Here is a 16,401-nt window from a genome sequence, read left to right as displayed (position 1 = left end):
AAATGCGGGGCGTCGCGCCGGGTCTACAGGAGCAGCCAGAAGAGCAGCGACTGCGCCGAGCCGATCATGAAGCCGAGCACGCCGCCCGTGATCTCCACGAAGCGGAATTCGCGGCGCATGATGGAGAAGAGGATTTCCTCCAGCTTTTCCACGGGGAAGGCTTCCACCTTGGCGCGCACGGCGGCCTCGATGTCGTAGCAGGCGGAAAGCTCGCCCGCGGCCTTGTCCACCAGGGTGGGCACCAGCTTCAGGATTTCCGGAACGAGCAGCTTCTTGAGCTTCTCGATCATGGATTCCGAGAGGAACATGGCCGCCATGGGAATGGCTTCGACCAACTTTTCGGTCAGAAGCCGCCCGATCTCGGCGTCGATGACCTCGCGGAAGCGCTCGGACATGTCGTGGCCGCGCAGCGCCTCGGCGATCTCTTCCATATTCACCAGTTCGCGCTGCACCATCTCTCCCAGGCGCGCGGCCAGGGCCTTCTGCCGCTTGGGAAAGATGCCCTGGATCGCGAGCGGGCCGAATTTCCACGGCTCGCGGGGATGGAAGAGCATCTTCACGGCGATCCAGTTGGTGGCCCAGCCGATGAGGGCGCACACAAAGGGCGTCAGCAGGTAAGGCGCGAACTGTGCGAAGTCCATTCGGGTTCCTTGATCTGTGGCGAATGACGGGCCGGTTCGATAGCAGACGGGAACGCGGGTGTAAAGGCTACCAGCGTCTGGCTAGGCGCTCGTGCCACGGGGGCTGCACGTGTGGCGCGAAGTCCCGGCCGATCCGGTCCAGGGGGAGCACCCCGCCGTCCATCTCGATGGCCATGGCCTTGAGCAGGCGTACGGGCGGCCGGGTGGCGGGCGAAAAGGCGTTTTCGGGCCCAAGCCGCACGGTGATCTCCTGGCCGTCGCCCACCCACAGCGCGGCCGGGAAGAAGGCCGCCGCAGCCAACCGTTGGCCCAGGGTCGCGAAGAGCGCCGCGCTGATGGGCGAGAAATCTTCTCGCCACATCCGCCTGCCAAGACTTGGTAGCGTTTCGTTGCAGACGAAGGACACCGGCCCTTCGGGCAGGTCGGCATAGGTTTCGGGCCGCGTGGCGTCGCCAAGGATGGCCTGTCCCACGCCAAGGGTCCGGACGAGGGCGTCCGTGCGCTCCTGCACGGTCTGGTCGCGCTCGATGCCGATGGTGCGGGGCGCGGCAAAGTCCGCCCGCCGGGCCGCGATGTGCATGGCCAGCATGAGCACGCCTGTGCCCGTGCCGATGTCCAGCCCCAGGAAGGGCGCGCCTGCGCGGGGCGAAAGCGGCGCGGTCAGTATCTGGCGCAGGATGTGGGCGCTCTTTGGCAGGTCGGCGAGCATGCACAGGGCGAAGCCGTGGTGCAGGAGGAAGGCGCGCAAATCACGCCTGTTCTCCAATGAATCCGCGCCCCGGCGACGGTTGTGGAACTGGTCGAAGAGCAGGCCTATGTCGGCCAGGGAGAGCCGCTCGTTGTGCGAACCGTGCACGTAGGCGTGAAAATACTTGGCGAGCAGGCGCACGAGGCCCGCGTCGTCGATGGGCGTTCCGGGTTCGGCCAGACGGTCGATCTCCTCGCGCAACGAGATGTCTTCGTATGCGGTGGGATCGAGGAGCGGGCCGCGCAGCACGGGGCGGTGTAACAGCCGGGCGCAGCACGCCGCGAGCGGCGGCGACGCAAGATGCTGCGGCAGCGTCGTTTGAGGTGTGACGGAATTATGGCCGACCGGGTTCATGCGGCCTTTTCGAGCACTAAATGTGCCAAAAACGTTTCGGACCCTAAAGTATCCTGCCGACGGACCGATTGAGTAGGTACGGCTCAGGAAATCAACCCGAAACCGCCAACCAAGGAGCAAACCATGATAGAGTCCACCACCATCGCTCCCGTGGTCGAGTCCCGGGGCGTCGAGAAAGCGGCCACCGACGCAGAAATGATGAAGGATATCAGGAAGGCCCGGTTGCAGCGCAAGGTGCTGCAGGACCCGAGTCTTGCTGCCAAGCTGGTGGCCACCGAGGCCTCGCCCGTCTACAACGCCAGGGGCGAAGTCGTGCAGGCCCTGACCACCACGGGGATGGATGTCTGATGCGACACGCGCGTAGCGGTCTCCATCGGGGGGAATGAAGGGCTTCGGAGCGATCCGGAGCCCTTCGCATTTGCACGGGGCTCAGCCCCGGTCGTAGAGCCGGGTTTTTTTGTGAAAATAGGGTTTGAACAGCGAAAGCCCGCCGACCTGCAAAAAGGGTTTGGCCAGCCACGAGAGCCTGCTGCGCGAGCCCAGGCACTTGCGGCAGTGCGGCATGATCGGCCGGAAGCGCCGAAAACCCTGCATCACCCGGCCAAGGGCAGGGCCATGCAGGATGTCTTCGAGGGTCGTGCTGGTCACGTTGCCGATCTTGGTCTTGCCGTCGAAATCCACGCAGCACAGGGTCACGTCGCCGTTCCAGAGCACGGCGAAATGGTCGCGCATGCCGAAACAGTAGCCTGCCCAGGCCTCGTGCACCGCGTCACCGGAAAAGGCGTTGCCCCAGTCGCCCAGCATGTAGGTCTCAAAGAAGGTGTTGGGCAGCACCTCGACCACGTTCCATTTCCAGGCCTTGAGCTTCTTCAGGCGGGAGAGCGCCGTCTTCCGGGCGTCGTCGTCCACGCCCATCAGGTCGTGGATGCGGCCGATCCAGACCGCGAAGACCTCGTGCAACTCGGCCGTGGAGGAGATGACGCGCATGGGGCCTTGTTTCTCCTCGATGGCCTTGGGCGGGAAGGTCGTGTTCAGGAAGCGGAACTTGAAGATCGTCTCGGGCCAGCGCGTCCGGTAGGCCGCGAAGAAGCGGGTGATGCCGTCGAGAAACTCCTCGAAGCTCAGGCGGCCCGCCTTGCGCAGCCGGAAGGATTCGGCGTCCGGGGTTTGCAGCGAGACGTCGATCTGCTTGAGTTCGTAGTCGAGCAGCCGTCTGCCCGCCTCGCCGCCCAAACCCCCGCCGTTGGTGGTCAGGCCCACGGGCATGCCGATGTCGCGGGCGTGCTCCAGGATATCGAAGAACTTCGGGTGCAGCGTGGGTTCGCCCATGACGTGGAAGGTGACCTTCTCCGCCAGCCCTTTGGACGCGATCTCCTCCACCAGCTTCTTGGCGAGCCTTTCGTCCATGTAGCCGTATTTCCTGGTCATCATGGATTTGGGGCAGAACAGGCAGTTGAAGTCGCAGACGTTGGTCAACTCCAGGTGGATGCGCGCGAAAGGGATTCTCACGTGGCCGTATGGCGTGCTGGTCATGAAGGCTTCCTTGGTAATGGGCGGCGATGCGTCGCCACCTGCTACCCCATAACCGGGCATAAGGCCAGCGGCGGCCTCAGCGGGGGAAATTCGCCAGGAATTCGAGCAGTCCGCCGAACAATGTCTGGTCGCGCATGACGCGCGGCACCTTGTTCTGGCCGCCTAGGCGGCCGCGCGACTTCATCCAGGCCGCGAAGAAACCAACGGGCGCTGCGCTCACGCGCGGACCGGCCAATTGCAAGTCCTTGGCGCGATGGGCCGCATAGTCGGCGTTGGCCTTTATCAGCCGTTCGTCCACCAGGGCGGCGAAGCGGGCCAGCCCCTCCTCGTCCGGGGCCGTCCCGGCGAACTCGACCACGTAGTGGTGGCGGCCTGGTTCTCCGTCCCGCGAGGGATACTGGGCAGCCACGCAGAAATCGTCCAGCCGCGCGTCCATTGCGGCGGCGGCGCGGGCCACGGCCTCCTCGATCTCCTCGCCGATGAGGTGTTCGCCGAAGGCCGAGAGCATGTACGATGTGCGGCCCGTGACCACGAGGCGCGGCGGATTCCTCTCCACCAACCTCACCGTGTCGCCCAGGACGTAGCTCCACAGGCCCGCGCAGGTGGAGAGGACGATGGCGTAGTTCACGCTCGGTTCGGCGTCGGCGATCCAGAAACGGCGGGGCTCATCCGCGTCGATCTCCTCCACGGGCACGAATTCGAAGAAGATGCCGTGGTCGAGCAGCATGCGCAGACCCTGGCCGTGTCCCCTGTCGGCCACGGCCACGAAGCCCTCGGAGGCGGGATAGACCTCGCGTGTTTCGGCCCGCGAGCCCTCGAAAAGCTCGCGGAAGCGGCCCTCATAGGGCTCGAAGCTCACGCCTCCATGCACCACCATCTCCATGTGTGGCCAAGCGTCGACAAGCCTGAAGCGCTTTTTGCCGAGCAGCGCGGCTAGACGGTCGAAGGCCAGCAGAAGCCACGAGGGCACGCCGCTGATCATGCGCACGTCGCGCCCAAGCGCCAGGGGGATCAGGCGCTCGATTTTCTCCTCCCAGTCCGCGATGAGCGCGAGTTCGGGCGGCGGGAAGGTCCAGGGCTTGATCCACCAGGGAAGTTCACGCACCGCGATGCCCGAGAGGTCGCCTTCGTGCACGCCGGGAGCCAGTTCGACCACGTCGGTGGAGCCGCCGAAGAGAAAGGACAGGCCGCCCAGGACGCGGCTTTTTGGCCGCGCGTTCAGGTGGTGCGCGAGCAGGTCCAGCCCGCCCTGGCGGTTGGAGCGGGCCATGTCGGGCGTCACGGGCAAGTGCTTGGTTACGCCCTTGGTGGTGCCGGAGGAGAGGGCGAAATACGGGGTTTTGCCCGGCCAAAGCTCGTCGTCGATGACCGGGAAGCGCGGCGAGATGTAGTCCTGCCAGAAATCCTCGTAGCGTCTGAGCGGCACGGCCTTTTGGAAGTCGTGCACCGAGCGCAGGCGTGAAAAGCTGTGGTCGCGGCCGAAACGGGTTTTTTCGGCCCGCTTGAGCAGGTGGAGCAGTTCGCGTTCCTGCGTGGCCGCCGGATTTTGCGCCGCGAGAATCCCGAGTCTGCGCCGCGCGTACATCCGCATGAAGGGAGTGACGTCGATCATGGCTCACCTCCCGGAAGGATCGGTATGGCGTGGGGGAAACGTTTTTTGGCCGTGGCGAGCCGAAGGGGTAGGGTCACGTATTCGCCGCGTCGCCAGAGCTTGGCGAAGGACAGGAAGGATTCGCTCCCAGCCACACCATCCTGGCCTCCCAAGAGGCTGACGAAGCTTTCGTCCTCGTCGGCCAGATCGTGTACATGCCGGGCCGTGGCTCCGTAGGTGGCGTCGTGGGGGCCTCCCACCAGGGGGATGGCGGTCTTGTGCACGGTCAGGGTGCCTCCAGGGCTCTTCTCGCGACCGTGTGCGAAGGCGCGGCCCGCAATGGGCAGGGAGGCCAAAGGATGTTTGAGCACCACGTGGTGCAGCGCCCCCCACTCCGGGTAGCGGGCGAAGCGCGGTGCGGCTTCGGCAAGGGCCGGGGCCAGATTGTCGAGCACCAGGGGGCCACATTCGCCCACGTCCTCGGCAAGCAGCGGCAGCGCCGCAGGGGAGGCCATGAGGACGGCCGTCGGGCCATGCCCATGGCGGGGTGGAAAGACGCGCCGGGCCAGGGCGTGGGCCGTGAGTTCCAGGGCGGCGGCTCCGCGTGAGTCGGTCTCGTAGCGGCCGTCCCAGGCGGCCAGGGCGTCGAGGAGCGCTTCGGTCCCGGCGGGCGGACCAATGCGTAGCGCCGCGAGACGGATGCGTCGCGCCAGGGTCAGGGAAGTGGCGCAGTGGGTGTCCTGCTGCATGGAGAAGGCCTGCTCCGGGCCGAAAGGGGTTGCGGCCAGGATGCGTTCGCGCAGGCGATGGTAGCGGTCGTCGGACTGCTCGAAGAGGGTGAGGGCCGGATCGCAGCCGAAGGCGGGATTGTTGGCCGAGACGAGCAGTCCCTCCTCGGGCGCGAATACGGCTGGAAGCTCCGTGGAGCGGTGCTTCTCGCCCCAGGCGTGGGCCGGGTCGGCCGGGTCGCCCAGAAAGTCGAGGGCCGCGCGCGAGGCGGCCGGGTCGAACTCCAGGGCCGCCACCTGTCCGATTCCGCCGTGCGCGTCGGCATAGAGGAAATGCTGGCCCGAGACGGCCCAGGGCTCGAAGGCGGCCCTGAATTCGCCGAAATTTTCGGCCCGGTTCACGGCCAGCATGGCGCCGATCTCGTCGCTGGGCCGGTGGCCGCGCCAGGAGAGGGCCAGGGGCGGCAGGTTGAGGGCGGCCAAAAGCGGCGCGTCCGAGATCACGGGGCCGAAGTCGCACTCGCGGTAGCGGAGGGCCCGCTGGCCGCAGAAACGTACCGTAGCCTTTTCTTCGACCTCGCGGAAAGCCGAGGTGGGCAGGCGCGAGACGTCGTAGAAGATGCTTTGCAGGGCCAGCATGTTGGTGCCGCCCCAGGCGATATGCCGGTTGCGGCCCACGAGCACGGCGGGAACGCCGGGGATGGTCATGCCTGCGGCGGCGAAACCGGGAGACTTCAGGGCCGCGACACACCACAAAGGAGGCAGGGAAAGCTGCACATGGGCGTCTCCGGCCAGAAGCCCCGCGCCGTTTTTCGTGCGGCTGCCCGCCACGGCCACGCAGTTGCTCCCGGCCTTCTGGGACGCGCCCAGGGTGCTCCACAGCGCGTCTGCTGCGTCGTTTGCGTCGGGAACGAAGCTTGGCGCGGCGCAGCGTGCGAGACTGGTCATGCGCTCCCAAAGACCGGGCCAGCCCGGGTCGCGGTAGGCGCGCAGCCGCACGAGCCAGAACAGCCAGTTGATGTCCGAGGAGATCAGGCGGCCCACGGCCAGCACGTCGGTCGCGCTCCAGGGACGGGCGGCGCTTTGGTAGAAATCGGTCTCGGGCGAGAGTCCCCGGCTTTTTGCGGCCATGAAGCTCACGCCCTGGGCGTAGCGCTCTATCCAGGCGGACGTGGCGGGCGAGAGCGAGGCCAGCATGGCCGGGACGGCGCGCGCGAGTCCCATGCGGCGCAGCGAGGCGTCCAGGCGCATGGCGGGCGCGCCGAAAAGCTCGCAGAGTCTGCCCGTGGCCGTGGCCCTGAACAACTCCATCTGCCCCAGGCGCAGGAAGGCGTGGACCACGCCGAGCAGAAAAGGCAGATCGCGGTCGTCTTCGGCGTGGACGTACGGGATGAGCAGGTCGTCGAAACGCACTTCGGCCGGGGCGTGAAGCGGCATCTTGCCCGTGGGGAAGGCCGCGAGCCTGTCCGAGACTGACAGCGAACGGGGACGCAGCAAGAAAGGGAAGCGGCTTGCAAGGCCCAGGCCCGAGAAAAGGGAGTCGCGAAAGGTAATATTCATGGCGGAGTCATCCAACATTCTTCTTTAGCAGAAAAATGGCGGATGGGCCAGCGACGGCGCTGCGTGCAATCAGTTAGCGGGGCGATTCGAGAGGCGGACGATGGTCCGGCGCAGTTCGTCGAGCCGGAAGGGACGGCGAACGACCACCGCGCCAGGGCAGGGGGTCGGGTCGGTTCCAAGTCCAGGCAGGGTCAGGAGCGGGCTGCCACGCACGGCGTCGGCAAAAGCCGCAAGCGAGGTCGGGGGGCCATCCCAGCAGGCCACGGCCAGGGCGGGAGGGTTCTTGAAATCCGGAAGTTTTCCGTCGGGCGGAGCGTCAAAGGGCGAAAGCCCGACCTCGTCGAGGATATCCGCGAGCACCTCTCGCATGGCCGGGTCGTCGCAGAGCAGGGCCGCCTTGGGGCGGGGCTTCAAAAGGCCGCTTTCCGGGTCCCGGTTCTCGGCCAGGGCCGCGTCGCGGCGCAGGCGGGTCAGTTCGTCGGCCAGGCGGGCGTAGATGGCGCGCGCGCCCGCGCCGTCCGTGGCGTTGGGCAGGGCCTTCACGAGGTCGTCCAGGGCGGCCAGACGGTCGCAAAGGCCGGGCAGGGTTCCCCCTTTGGCGGCGGACATCTTTTGTTGCGATGTCTTCAAGGGGGGCTCGGCTTGCGCTGCCTCGGCCATGGCGCGCACCAAAAAGTCGCGAAAGAAGTCCGGGGCGATGCGCCCGGCGCGGCTAAGCGGCCCCCTGGCGTCCGCTAGGCTTTCCGCCAGGACATCGAAGGCTCTGGTGATCCCGGCGGCCGGACAGACCTCGCGCAGCGGGCGTCTGAGCGCGGCGGCGCGGGAAAGTCCCGCGTCATCGGGGAGCACGCCCAGGAGGCCGCAGTCGCGGTTCAGGTAGCGTCTGGCCGTTGAGTCGAGTTTTTCGAAGATCAGTCGCGCCTGGGCCTGGCTCTTTGCTCTGTTGATGAGCAAGTGCGGACGGCGGGCCAAGCCGTTTTGGACCATGACCTTGATGAGCGCGTAGGCGTCGGTCACGGAGGTCGCCTCGGGCGTGGTCACGACCACGACCTCCCCGGCCGCCAGACACAGGGAGACAATCTGGCGGCTGATGCCCGGCGAGGTATCCACGATGAGCAGATCGTAGCCCATGAGCTTTTGCGCCTCGCGCACCAAGCGTTCGCGGGCGACGCGCGGCAGGTCGGCCATGCGTTGCACGCCGGAGCTTCCGGGCAGGACGTCGAGCCCCGGAGCCGCCCGCACGAGCGCCTGTTCGAGCGGCAGATCGTCGAAGAGCACGTCCTCCAGGGTGCGGCTCGGGGAAAGGCCGAGCAGGATGTCCACGTTGGCCAGGCCCAGGTCCGCGTCCAGCAGGCAGACGCGCTTCCTGCGCGCGGCCAAGGCCAGGGCAAGGTGCACGGCCACGCTGGTCTTGCCCACGCCTCCCTTGCCCGAGGCCACGGCCAGCACCCGCGCGCCGGGCGCGCCAGGAGCGCGGCTCATGAGTCCTGCTCTCCGGCCAGCAGGCGGCGGACGTGGGACAAAATTTCATCCATCTGGAAAGGTTTGGTCAGGCACACGGCCCCAAGTTCGGCGATCTGACGCATTTCGGCCTGTCCGGCCAGCCCCGTGAGCACGATCACGGGCAGGCCGGGCCGCTTGGCGACCAGGGCTCGCAGCACCGAGAGCCCGTCCAGGCGGGGCATGACAACGTCGAGCAGCACCAGCCGGTAGCGGCCCGAGGAGATGCGTTGCAAGGCCTCGTGACCGTTTTTCGCCGTGTCCACGCTGAAGCCTTCGGCGGTCAGCGCCTCGGAGAGGATGTCGCGGATGTGGGCCTCGTCGTCCACGACAAGGACATCGGCCCCGCCGCCATGCCGCGTCTCGGGGTCCTCGCGGGAGACCGGGGCGCTTTTTCCCAGGGAGGGCAGGGGGAATCCCACCACGACCTCGGTGAACGCGCCTTCCTCGCTTTCGATGTCGATGGAGCCGCCATGCCCTTGGACGATGCCGTAGCAGATGGAGAGCCCCAGCCCCGTGCCTTTGCCCGCCTCCTTGGTGGTGAAGAAGGGCTCGAAAATGCGGTTTAGAACTTCCTTTTTGATGCCCATGCCGGTGTCACGCACCACGAGCAGCGCGCGGTCCTTGTCCGGGTCGTTTCGGGTGCGCACGGAGAGCGTACCCCCGCCCTTGTGCTGCATGGCGTGCTGGGCATTGATGCACAGGTTCACGATCAGTGATTGCAACTGGGCCGGGTCGGCCATGACGCGCGGCAGTGTCTGGTCGAGGTCGCGCTCGACACGCACCTTGCTTGCGCCCATTGCGTCCGCGAGCAGCGAAAGCGTCTTTTCCACCGTGTCGTTGAGCGAGGTTTCGCGCAGCCGGGGAGGGGCGGGCCGGGCGAAGTCCATGAGATTTTGCAATATTCCCGTGATGCGCTCGATCTGCTCCATCATCTGGCGCAGGCTGCGCTTTTTTGCCGTGTCCTGCTCCTTGTGCTCCATGAGCTGGGCGCGGGCGTAGACGATGGAGAGGGGGTTGTTGATCTCGTGGGCAGCTCCGGCCGCCAGTTGGCCCACGGCCGCGAGCCGTTCGGCCTGCATGGCGGTCTCGCGCGCCTTGGAGAGGCGTCCCAGGGCGCTTGAAAGTTCCTCGGCCCGTTGCGCGAGTTGGCGCGCCAGGGCCAGACGGTGGAGGTTCGCGGCCATGAGGTGCGCGATCTGCCGGTAGGCGGCGGCCTCTTGTTCGGAAAACGGGCAACTCGACAGGGGGCGGGCGAGGAACACATCCCCGAAGCGCTCGCCCGCGAACTGTAGCGGCAGGGCCAGGATGTCGCCGTGGCGCTGTTCTTTCTTCAAGGTCTGCGGGAAGGTGAGCATCTCGCGCAGCGGCGCGGGCCACGTCGTTGGATCGCCTGTCGCGAGCCTGCGGCCGTCGAGCCAACCCAAGGCGCGCGAGGTTTCGTCCTCGGCGGCGAGAAAGGCCGCGGCGCGCGGACAATCGAGTCCGGAGAAGACGTCGTTCGCCAAGGCGTCGAGCATCTTTTCCGCCGTGTCGGCCGTGGCCAGCGAGGCGGCAAGACGCGACGCGGCTTCGAGAACCTGACGCGAGCGCGCCAGGGTGGCCTGCTCGCGCGTGCCGGACACGGACAGCGACACGAGCTTGCCGTTGGCCCGTTGCAGGGCCTCGGCGTAGAAGGTCGCGGCGTCCATGGAAATGTCGTAGAGGTCGGCGCGTTCGGCGAACCGTTGGGCGATCAGGGGCCGCACGTCGTCGAGCACTTGGGGCTTTATCTGCAGCCTGGCCGCAAGGGAGGCGGATTTGAGCGGACTTTCGAGGTCGCCCAGGGAGCCGCTGTAGTCGACCATGGCTTCCCTGCACAGGCGGTCGGCGAGCATGACGAGGCCAAGCAGGGCGTTGGCTTGGTCGTCTCGGGCATCGCGCTTGCCACGTTTGCCGAAACCCGGGAAATCCGACAATGCGTCGGCTTGGTGGTGCAGCCAGACGGCGTCGACCAGCATGGGCGGCAGCCCCCACGACTCGGCCAGCCATTTTCCGGCCAGGCCGTGGTCAGCGCCGAAGGCCACCCGTTCGCACTCGCTCAGATCCTCGCCGGTGCGCGCCGCGTAATCGAGCACCCGTTCGTAGGCCTCGGACCTTGCGACGAGCAGCGCGGCCTTGCCCAGGTCATGGATCATGCCCGCCACGAAGGCGTCCTCGCGCAACTCGGGGGCTAGTCGTTCCGCCAGCAGTTGGGCCGTCACGGCGCAGCCCAGGGAGTGCTTCCAGAAGTCCAGGATGATGGGATCGCTTGGCGAGCGGTCGGCGAGCAGCTTGCCCCGGATGAAGGTGCCGAGCAGGATGGACTTGAGCGCGGCCACGCCGACGACGACCAAGGCCTTGTCCAGGGATGCGATGCGGCCTTGCCGGTTGTATGCGGAAGAATTGGCCAGCTTCAGGACTTTCAGGGTCAACGCGGGGTCCGAGGCGGTGAGCGCGGCGACCTCGGCGAAGTCGCTGCTCTCGTGGACCGAGGAGAGAATGGTCACCGCCACGGGCGGCGGCGAGGGAAGGGCGTCAACGGCCCGGATGAGCTCTCTGAGACTGTCGGAGGCGTCTGTCGCGGGCGTTGCGGCTGGGTTATCCACTGTTGTCTCCGTTTTTCGTAGCGGCCCCAGGCGGCATTGTTACCCGGTGCACGGAGTAGGATTATTCTCGTGTTCCGGGGTCTTAGTACGGCCACCCTTGACAGGCCTGGGCGACGAAGCCGTGGAAGTGCAAGACATTGTGCTTTGCGCTCCCGCTCATACATCAGTCGACGCGAAAATGAAAGATGTCACATGGCGCGCTCTTGCCATTCCTGTCATGTTCACGTAGTTTTCGCGCGTCGTGTGGGGGTATGCGACAGGACCGGCTGATGCTGTTTCATTTCGGAAAACCGATGTTTCTTCACCCCACCTGCATGTGGGAGCGCCCGTTCATTGCTGGTGAAACACTGTTCCATTTCGGTTCCTCAAACGGTTCCACGAGCCGCCATGCAGCGCAGCACCATACTCCTCGTTGATGATGAACCCGGACTTCTCGATGTCTGTCGAGAAGCGTTGGGTGAAAAAGGGCATTTTGTCCTCGCCGCGGGCAATGGCCGCGAAGCCCTTTCGGTGCTCGAACACGAGAAAATCGATTGCGTGGTCTGCGATCTGCGCATGCCTGAGATGGGTGGCATGGACCTTTTGCGTGAGTCCAAACGCCGCGGCATCGACGCCGAATTCATCTTTCTCACTGGGTACGGCTGCGTTTCCAATGCCGTCGAGTGCCTCCAGCTTGGTGCCGTGGACTACATGCTCAAGCCGTTCGGAATCGAGGATCTGGCCGTGCGCGTGGACAAGGCGCTGGGCGAGAGACGCTTGCGCGCTTCTCCGGGAGACGGGCTGGGCCTGTCCACGGTCATGGGGCTTGGGCAGGCATTGCGTGCGCGCAGCAGTTTCAGCGGCCAGCTCAAGGAATTTCTCTCGCAGGTTCGCGGCACGTTCGCGCCCGATGTCATGACTTTCTTCTTCCCTTCCAACGACGGCCGGCGCCCCGTGACTTTCCGGGCGAACGCCTTGAAGAACGGGATCCTGAGTTGGTGGGGACTCGTGGCCGAGCGGGTCCTGGAACTCGGCAAACCCAGGCTTTTCGACCCAAAGGGACTTGCGGCGGCGGCCAGGGCCGGCAGGGACATGCCTGCGGCCATGCCGCCCATGAGCCTCATGATCGCCCCTCTGGTCAACGGTTCCGAGCGCATCGGGGCCTCGGTCGTGATCCGGCTCGGAGAGGACAATCCCTACTCCATGGGCGATCTGCAGCTTCTTTCGTTTTTCTGCTCGCACGCCGCCGCGGTGCTCGACTGCACCGCCAAGCATCGCCAGATCGAGGACCTGAACATGGGGGTCATCACCTCGTTGGTGCGCGCGGTCGAGGCCAAGGACCCGTATACCTGCGGCCATTCCGAGCGAGTGGCCGAGTACGCGGTGGCGCTCGGCGAGGCGTTCGGCCTTTCGCGGCACGAGCGCGAACTGGTGCGCATCGCCGGACTTTTGCACGACATCGGCAAGATCGGCGTGCCGGATTCGATCCTGAACAAGCCAGAGGGGCTGACACAGGACGAGTATGACATCATGCAACGTCACCCCGCCATCGGCCGCGACATCATCAGTCGCGTGGCCGTCCTCGACGACGTTTTGCCCCTCATCTACCATCACCACGAGCGCATGGACGGCAGCGGATACCCCGACCGCCTCATGGGCGACAACATTCCCCTTCTTTCGCGCATCATCAGTGTGGCCGACGGCTACGAGGCCATGGTCTCCAACCGGGCCTACAGGAACGGCCTGGCTTCACGCATGGCCATGGAGACCTTGCTCAAGGGCGCCGGGAGCCAGTGGGACCGCCGTATAGTCGAAGTCTTTGGCGATCTGGTGACCCTTGGCCGCGTCCAGGCTCCCGTTTTGGCCTGAAACCGTCAGATGAGGATCGCTCCTGCCAGGGCCATTGAGGCCACCACGAGCCAGGGCGGAACTTTCCAGTAGGTCAACGCTCCGAAGGCCGCAAGGGCCAGGGCGAAGTCCATTGACGTGCGCACCGCGCTGGTCCAGACCGGGTGGTAGAGCGCGGCGAGGAGAAGCCCCACCACGGCCGCGTTGACGCCCATCATGGCCGAGCGCGCGCCTGCCGCCCCCACGAGCATGCGCCAGTACGGCAAAACCCCCATGACCAGCAGATAGGACGGCAGAAAGACCGCGACCAGGGCGATCATGCCCCCCAGGATTCCGTTTGGCGCGGGCTGCATGGCCGCGCCGAGGTAAGCCGCGAAGGTGAAGAGCGGACCGGGTACGGCCTGGGCCATGCCATATCCGGCCAGGAACAGTTCGTTCGTGACCAGCCCGGGCGTGACGACCTCGGCCTGCAGCAGCGGCAGCACCACGTGGCCGCCGCCGAAGACCAGCGAGCCGGCGCGGTAGAAGCTGTCGAAGAGACGTATGGCCTGGCTGTCCGTCGAGGAGGCGAGAACGGGCAGGGCGACGAGCAGCCCGAGGAAGGCCAGAAGGTGGCCTTGCGCCCAGAGCTTCTGCCGCCTGCCGAGCGCGACCGCCTCCCCGGTCGGGGCCTCGCCGGAGAGGATCAGCCGCCCGGCGATTCCGCCGAGCATGATCGCGCCGATCTGGCCCCACACACCCGGCACGAAGATCACGAACAACGCGGCCAGAAGAGCCATGCTGGCGCGGATTCTGTCCGGGCACAGGCTCTTGGCCATGCCCCAGACGGCCTGTGCCACGACGGCCACGGCCACGAGCTTGAAGCCGTGCAGCCAGCCCGCATTGCCCGTTGCCTCGCCCATGGCCATAGCGCCGAAGGCGAAGGCGATCATCAGGACGGCGGAGGGCATTGTGAAGCCTATCCAGGCGGCCATGGCCCCGAGTGTTCCCCCGCGCGCCGAACCCACGGCCATGCCCACCTGGCTGCTCGCCGGGCCGGGCAGGAACTGGCACAGGGCAACGAGGTCGGCGTAGTCGCGGTCACTCATCCACTTGCGGCGGTTGACGAACTCCTCCCGGAAGTAGCCCAGGTGGGCCACCGGTCCGCCGAAGGAGGTCAGGCCGAGACGCAAGAAAACGCGGAAAATGACGCCAAGAGACGATCTGTCTTCATTCATGACCGGTGTCCTCGTCGAGAAGTTCGCGGGAGAGTTCGCCCACCTTGCGTTGCAGTCTGGCCAGAAGCGCGTCTCCCTCGGGCGTGGTGCGGTAGTATTTGCGTTGCTTGTGGTTGACGACGCGGGTGGTCACGGACAGGAGCCCCTGGCGGCAGAGTTTGGCCAGCACCGGATAGAGCGTTCCGGGGGAGAGCGTGTATCCGTGGCGGGCAAGCTCCTCGATGAGCCCCAGGCCGAAGACGTCCTCCTCGGCGGCGTGGTGCAGGATGTGCAGTTTGATGAAGGCCAGTTCGATTTCTCGTTCCATGTGAGCTCCGTTTGGAGTTGTTATCGGATACTGATATCGTAATGCGATAATGTCAAGGAGAGATTCGCGAAAATCCTTGGAAGAGTGAATCCACGGTACTCGGCAAGGGTGTTCGGCAATCTGTTGCGTTTTCCGGCGGGTGGAGATAGGAAGGTGCATCGAACAACACCGCGCGCCCGGCGGGCAACTGCTCGGATTCGAGCGTCGGTGCGAATGGAGGCCGCCATGCCCAATTCGCTCTTTATTATATGGGGCCCGTCGAACACCCTGGGTATCCCCATCATCGACGAACAGCACCGGGCCATCGTCTCGACCATCAATTCCTTCTATTTTTTCGTGAAGCACGGCAGCGGGCCGCGTATGGTCGCTCCGGTGCTTGGCATCCTTGAGCACTACACGGCCATCCATTTCAAGCTTGAGGAAGAGTTGATGCGCCGAGCCGCATATCCCGGGCTCGAAGAGCACAAGGTCCTGCACCGCAAGCTGGCTGAACGGACCAAAACCATCGCCCTCGAAGCCGCACGGGACTACGACGTGGACATGAAGGCCTTGTCGTTCCTCAAGGAGTGGTGGCTCGATCATATCAACAAGGAAGACCGCCTGTACGCGCCGCACGTCTGCAAGCTCATGCACTGCGATGTTGGCGCGCCGCACCACTGAGGGTTGGCACCCATGAAGCTCAAGGCCGACGAGTGGATATCCCCACACGTCGGCCTTGAATTTTCTGCGGCGTCGCCGCAGCGGGTGTTTCTGGCGGTCTGCTAAAAGACCACGGTCTTGTTGCCGTGCACGATGACCCGGTCCTCCAGGTGCCAACGTACGGCACGGGCCAGGACCTGACGCTCCAGGTCGCGGCCCAGATCGCGAAGGTCCGTCACGTTCTGGCGGTGGGTCACGCGGGTCACGTCCTGTTCGATGATGGGGCCTTGATCCAGATCGGCCGTGACGTAGTGCGCCGTGGCTCCGATGATCTTCACGCCCTTCTCGTAGGCCTGGCGGTAGGGATCGGCCCCCACGAAGGCGGGCAGGAAGGAGTGGTGGATGTTGATGATGCGCCCGGCGAAGCGGTCCACGAAGGCGGGGGAGAGGATTTGCATGTAGCGCGCGAGCACCACCAGATCGACGCGGCCGTCGAGGATCTCGACGATCCGAGCCTCGGCCTCGTCCTTGCCGTCCTTTTGCACGGGAACGTAGTGATAGGGAACGCCGAAGCTCTCCACCTGTTCGCGATGCACCGGATGGTTGCTGATCACATCCGTGACCTCGCAGTGCAGCTCACCGCGCGCAAAACGCCACAGCAACTCCAGCAGGCAATGCTCATGACGCGAGACGAGCACGGCCATGCGCTTGGGTTTTCCGGCATGGTTCATGCGCCAGTCCATGCCGAAGCGTTCGGCCACGGTCCGCGCGAAGGCGTCCTTGAGCGCCTCGCTGGTCACGTCGAGGTGCGGCGTCTGGAATTCCAGGCGCATGAAGAACGTGCCGCCCTCCGGGTCTGTGGAGTGCTGGTCCAGGGCGTTGATGTTCGCTCCGTGGGAGAACAGGAAGTTCGTGACTGCGGCCACTATGCCGGGCTTGTCCGGGCAGGTGATGAGAAGGCGTGCGGTCGTGTCCAGGCTCATTATTTTCCTCGCTGGCCGGGGTGTATCCCAGATTCGTGAGCCGAAGACAAGCCGACGGGAACGAAGACGCGCGGGCATAGCGCGCAACTAGGCCGCGCGCGGCCGCCTTCAGGCCTCGGAAACCGAAGCGGGCCGCCGCGCGCGGC

General features: G+C 65.7%; 13 protein-coding genes. 3 read left to right on the top strand and 10 right to left on the bottom strand.

From position 1 onward, the window contains the following. Positions 1–23: 23 nt before the first annotated feature. Positions 24–641 carry a DUF445 domain-containing protein gene (locus DSAT_RS03120; RefSeq protein WP_020886133.1) on the bottom strand — a complete coding sequence of 206 codons (618 nt, stop codon included), beginning with the start codon at positions 639–641 and terminating at the stop codon, positions 24–26. A 67-nt stretch (positions 642–708) separates the two neighbouring features. After that, entirely contained in the window at positions 709–1,743 is a 1,035-nt protein-coding gene (locus DSAT_RS03115; RefSeq protein ID WP_020886132.1) for a hypothetical protein, read from the bottom strand. Between the two features lie 123 nt (positions 1,744–1,866). On the opposite strand from DSAT_RS03115, the gene DSAT_RS15570 reads away from it, so the two are divergent. Continuing rightward, the gene (locus DSAT_RS15570) at positions 1,867–2,091 is read left to right on the top strand and encodes a hypothetical protein (RefSeq protein WP_020886131.1); all 225 of its coding nucleotides are present in this window, start codon (positions 1,867–1,869) and stop codon (positions 2,089–2,091) included. Between the two features lie 81 nt (positions 2,092–2,172). On the opposite strand, the gene DSAT_RS03105 is transcribed toward DSAT_RS15570, so the two are convergent. From DSAT_RS03105 to DSAT_RS03085, 5 genes are all read right to left on the bottom strand, one after another. Further along, complete coding sequence (locus tag DSAT_RS03105; protein ID WP_020886130.1) at positions 2,173–3,276, bottom strand: radical SAM/SPASM domain-containing protein; 1,104 nt, start codon at positions 3,274–3,276, stop codon at positions 2,173–2,175. A gap of 76 nt (positions 3,277–3,352) precedes the next feature. Continuing rightward, positions 3,353–4,888, bottom strand: a complete 1,536-nt coding sequence (locus tag DSAT_RS03100; protein ID WP_020886129.1) for a GH3 family acyl-acid amido synthetase — start codon at positions 4,886–4,888, stop codon at positions 3,353–3,355. Then, the gene (locus tag DSAT_RS03095; RefSeq protein ID WP_020886128.1) at positions 4,885–7,155 is read right to left on the bottom strand and encodes a penicillin acylase family protein; all 2,271 of its coding nucleotides are present in this window, start codon (positions 7,153–7,155) and stop codon (positions 4,885–4,887) included. The genes DSAT_RS03100 and DSAT_RS03095 overlap by 4 nt, the downstream gene beginning before the upstream one ends. 69 nt (positions 7,156–7,224) lie before the next feature. Beyond that, positions 7,225–8,637: a MinD/ParA family protein gene (locus DSAT_RS03090; protein WP_020886127.1), complete on the bottom strand. Its 1,413-nt coding sequence runs from the start codon at positions 8,635–8,637 to the stop codon at positions 7,225–7,227. Then, positions 8,634–11,282, bottom strand: coding sequence for an HDOD domain-containing protein (locus DSAT_RS03085; RefSeq protein ID WP_020886126.1), 2,649 nt, complete (start codon positions 11,280–11,282; stop codon positions 8,634–8,636). The genes DSAT_RS03090 and DSAT_RS03085 overlap by 4 nt, the downstream gene beginning before the upstream one ends. A 387-nt stretch (positions 11,283–11,669) precedes the next feature. On the opposite strand from DSAT_RS03085, the gene DSAT_RS03080 reads away from it, so the two are divergent. After that, a complete protein-coding gene (locus DSAT_RS03080; RefSeq protein WP_020886125.1) occupies positions 11,670–13,130 on the top strand; it encodes an HD domain-containing phosphohydrolase in 1,461 nt (486 codons plus the stop codon). A 5-nt stretch (positions 13,131–13,135) separates the two neighbouring features. Here DSAT_RS03080 and chrA read toward each other — a convergent pair whose 3' ends face one another. Both chrA and DSAT_RS03070 read right to left on the bottom strand, forming a co-directional pair. Further along, positions 13,136–14,326, bottom strand: a complete 1,191-nt coding sequence (gene chrA / locus DSAT_RS03075; RefSeq protein WP_020886124.1) for a chromate efflux transporter — start codon at positions 14,324–14,326, stop codon at positions 13,136–13,138. Next, positions 14,319–14,633 carry a PadR family transcriptional regulator gene (locus tag DSAT_RS03070; RefSeq protein ID WP_020886123.1) on the bottom strand — a complete coding sequence of 105 codons (315 nt, stop codon included), beginning with the start codon at positions 14,631–14,633 and terminating at the stop codon, positions 14,319–14,321. The genes chrA and DSAT_RS03070 overlap by 8 nt, the downstream gene beginning before the upstream one ends. A gap of 225 nt (positions 14,634–14,858) precedes the next feature. Between DSAT_RS03070 and DSAT_RS14760 the strand changes: the two genes are divergently transcribed. Beyond that, positions 14,859–15,293 (top strand): bacteriohemerythrin, encoded by a 435-nt coding sequence (locus DSAT_RS14760; RefSeq protein ID WP_020886122.1) that lies wholly within the window; start codon positions 14,859–14,861, stop codon positions 15,291–15,293. 101 nt (positions 15,294–15,394) lie between these two features. On the opposite strand, the gene purU is transcribed toward DSAT_RS14760, so the two are convergent. After that, positions 15,395–16,255, bottom strand: coding sequence for a formyltetrahydrofolate deformylase (gene purU / locus DSAT_RS03060; protein ID WP_020886120.1), 861 nt, complete (start codon positions 16,253–16,255; stop codon positions 15,395–15,397). Positions 16,256–16,401 lie beyond the last annotated feature (146 nt).

Source organism: Alkalidesulfovibrio alkalitolerans DSM 16529, assembly GCF_000422245.1.
Classification (GTDB): Bacteria; Desulfobacterota; Desulfovibrionia; order Desulfovibrionales; family Desulfovibrionaceae; genus Alkalidesulfovibrio; species Alkalidesulfovibrio alkalitolerans.
Note: the sequence above shows the minus strand (reverse complement) of the source record. Positions and strands in the feature narration are given on the sequence as shown.

What these genes read in the sequence shown, in the direction of transcription:
- DSAT_RS03095 (WP_020886128.1), bottom strand. Translation starts at nt 7,155, where the DNA reads ATGAATATTACCTTTCGCGACTCCCTTTTCTCGGGCCTGGGCCTTGCA.
- DSAT_RS03070 (WP_020886123.1), bottom strand. Translation starts at nt 14,633, where the DNA reads ATGGAACGAGAAATCGAACTGGCCTTCATCAAACTGCACATCCTGCAC.
- DSAT_RS03115 (WP_020886132.1), bottom strand. Translation starts at nt 1,743, where the DNA reads ATGAACCCGGTCGGCCATAATTCCGTCACACCTCAAACGACGCTGCCG.
- DSAT_RS03090 (WP_020886127.1), bottom strand. Translation starts at nt 8,637, where the DNA reads ATGAGCCGCGCTCCTGGCGCGCCCGGCGCGCGGGTGCTGGCCGTGGCC.
- chrA (WP_020886124.1), bottom strand. Translation starts at nt 14,326, where the DNA reads ATGAATGAAGACAGATCGTCTCTTGGCGTCATTTTCCGCGTTTTCTTG.
- DSAT_RS03120 (WP_020886133.1), bottom strand. Translation starts at nt 641, where the DNA reads ATGGACTTCGCACAGTTCGCGCCTTACCTGCTGACGCCCTTTGTGTGC.
- DSAT_RS03100 (WP_020886129.1), bottom strand. Translation starts at nt 4,888, where the DNA reads ATGATCGACGTCACTCCCTTCATGCGGATGTACGCGCGGCGCAGACTC.
- purU (WP_020886120.1), bottom strand. Translation starts at nt 16,255, where the DNA reads ATGAGCCTGGACACGACCGCACGCCTTCTCATCACCTGCCCGGACAAG.
- DSAT_RS15570 (WP_020886131.1), top strand. Translation starts at nt 1,867, where the DNA reads ATGATAGAGTCCACCACCATCGCTCCCGTGGTCGAGTCCCGGGGCGTC.
- DSAT_RS03080 (WP_020886125.1), top strand. Translation starts at nt 11,670, where the DNA reads ATGCAGCGCAGCACCATACTCCTCGTTGATGATGAACCCGGACTTCTC.
- DSAT_RS03105 (WP_020886130.1), bottom strand. Translation starts at nt 3,276, where the DNA reads ATGACCAGCACGCCATACGGCCACGTGAGAATCCCTTTCGCGCGCATC.
- DSAT_RS14760 (WP_020886122.1), top strand. Translation starts at nt 14,859, where the DNA reads ATGCCCAATTCGCTCTTTATTATATGGGGCCCGTCGAACACCCTGGGT.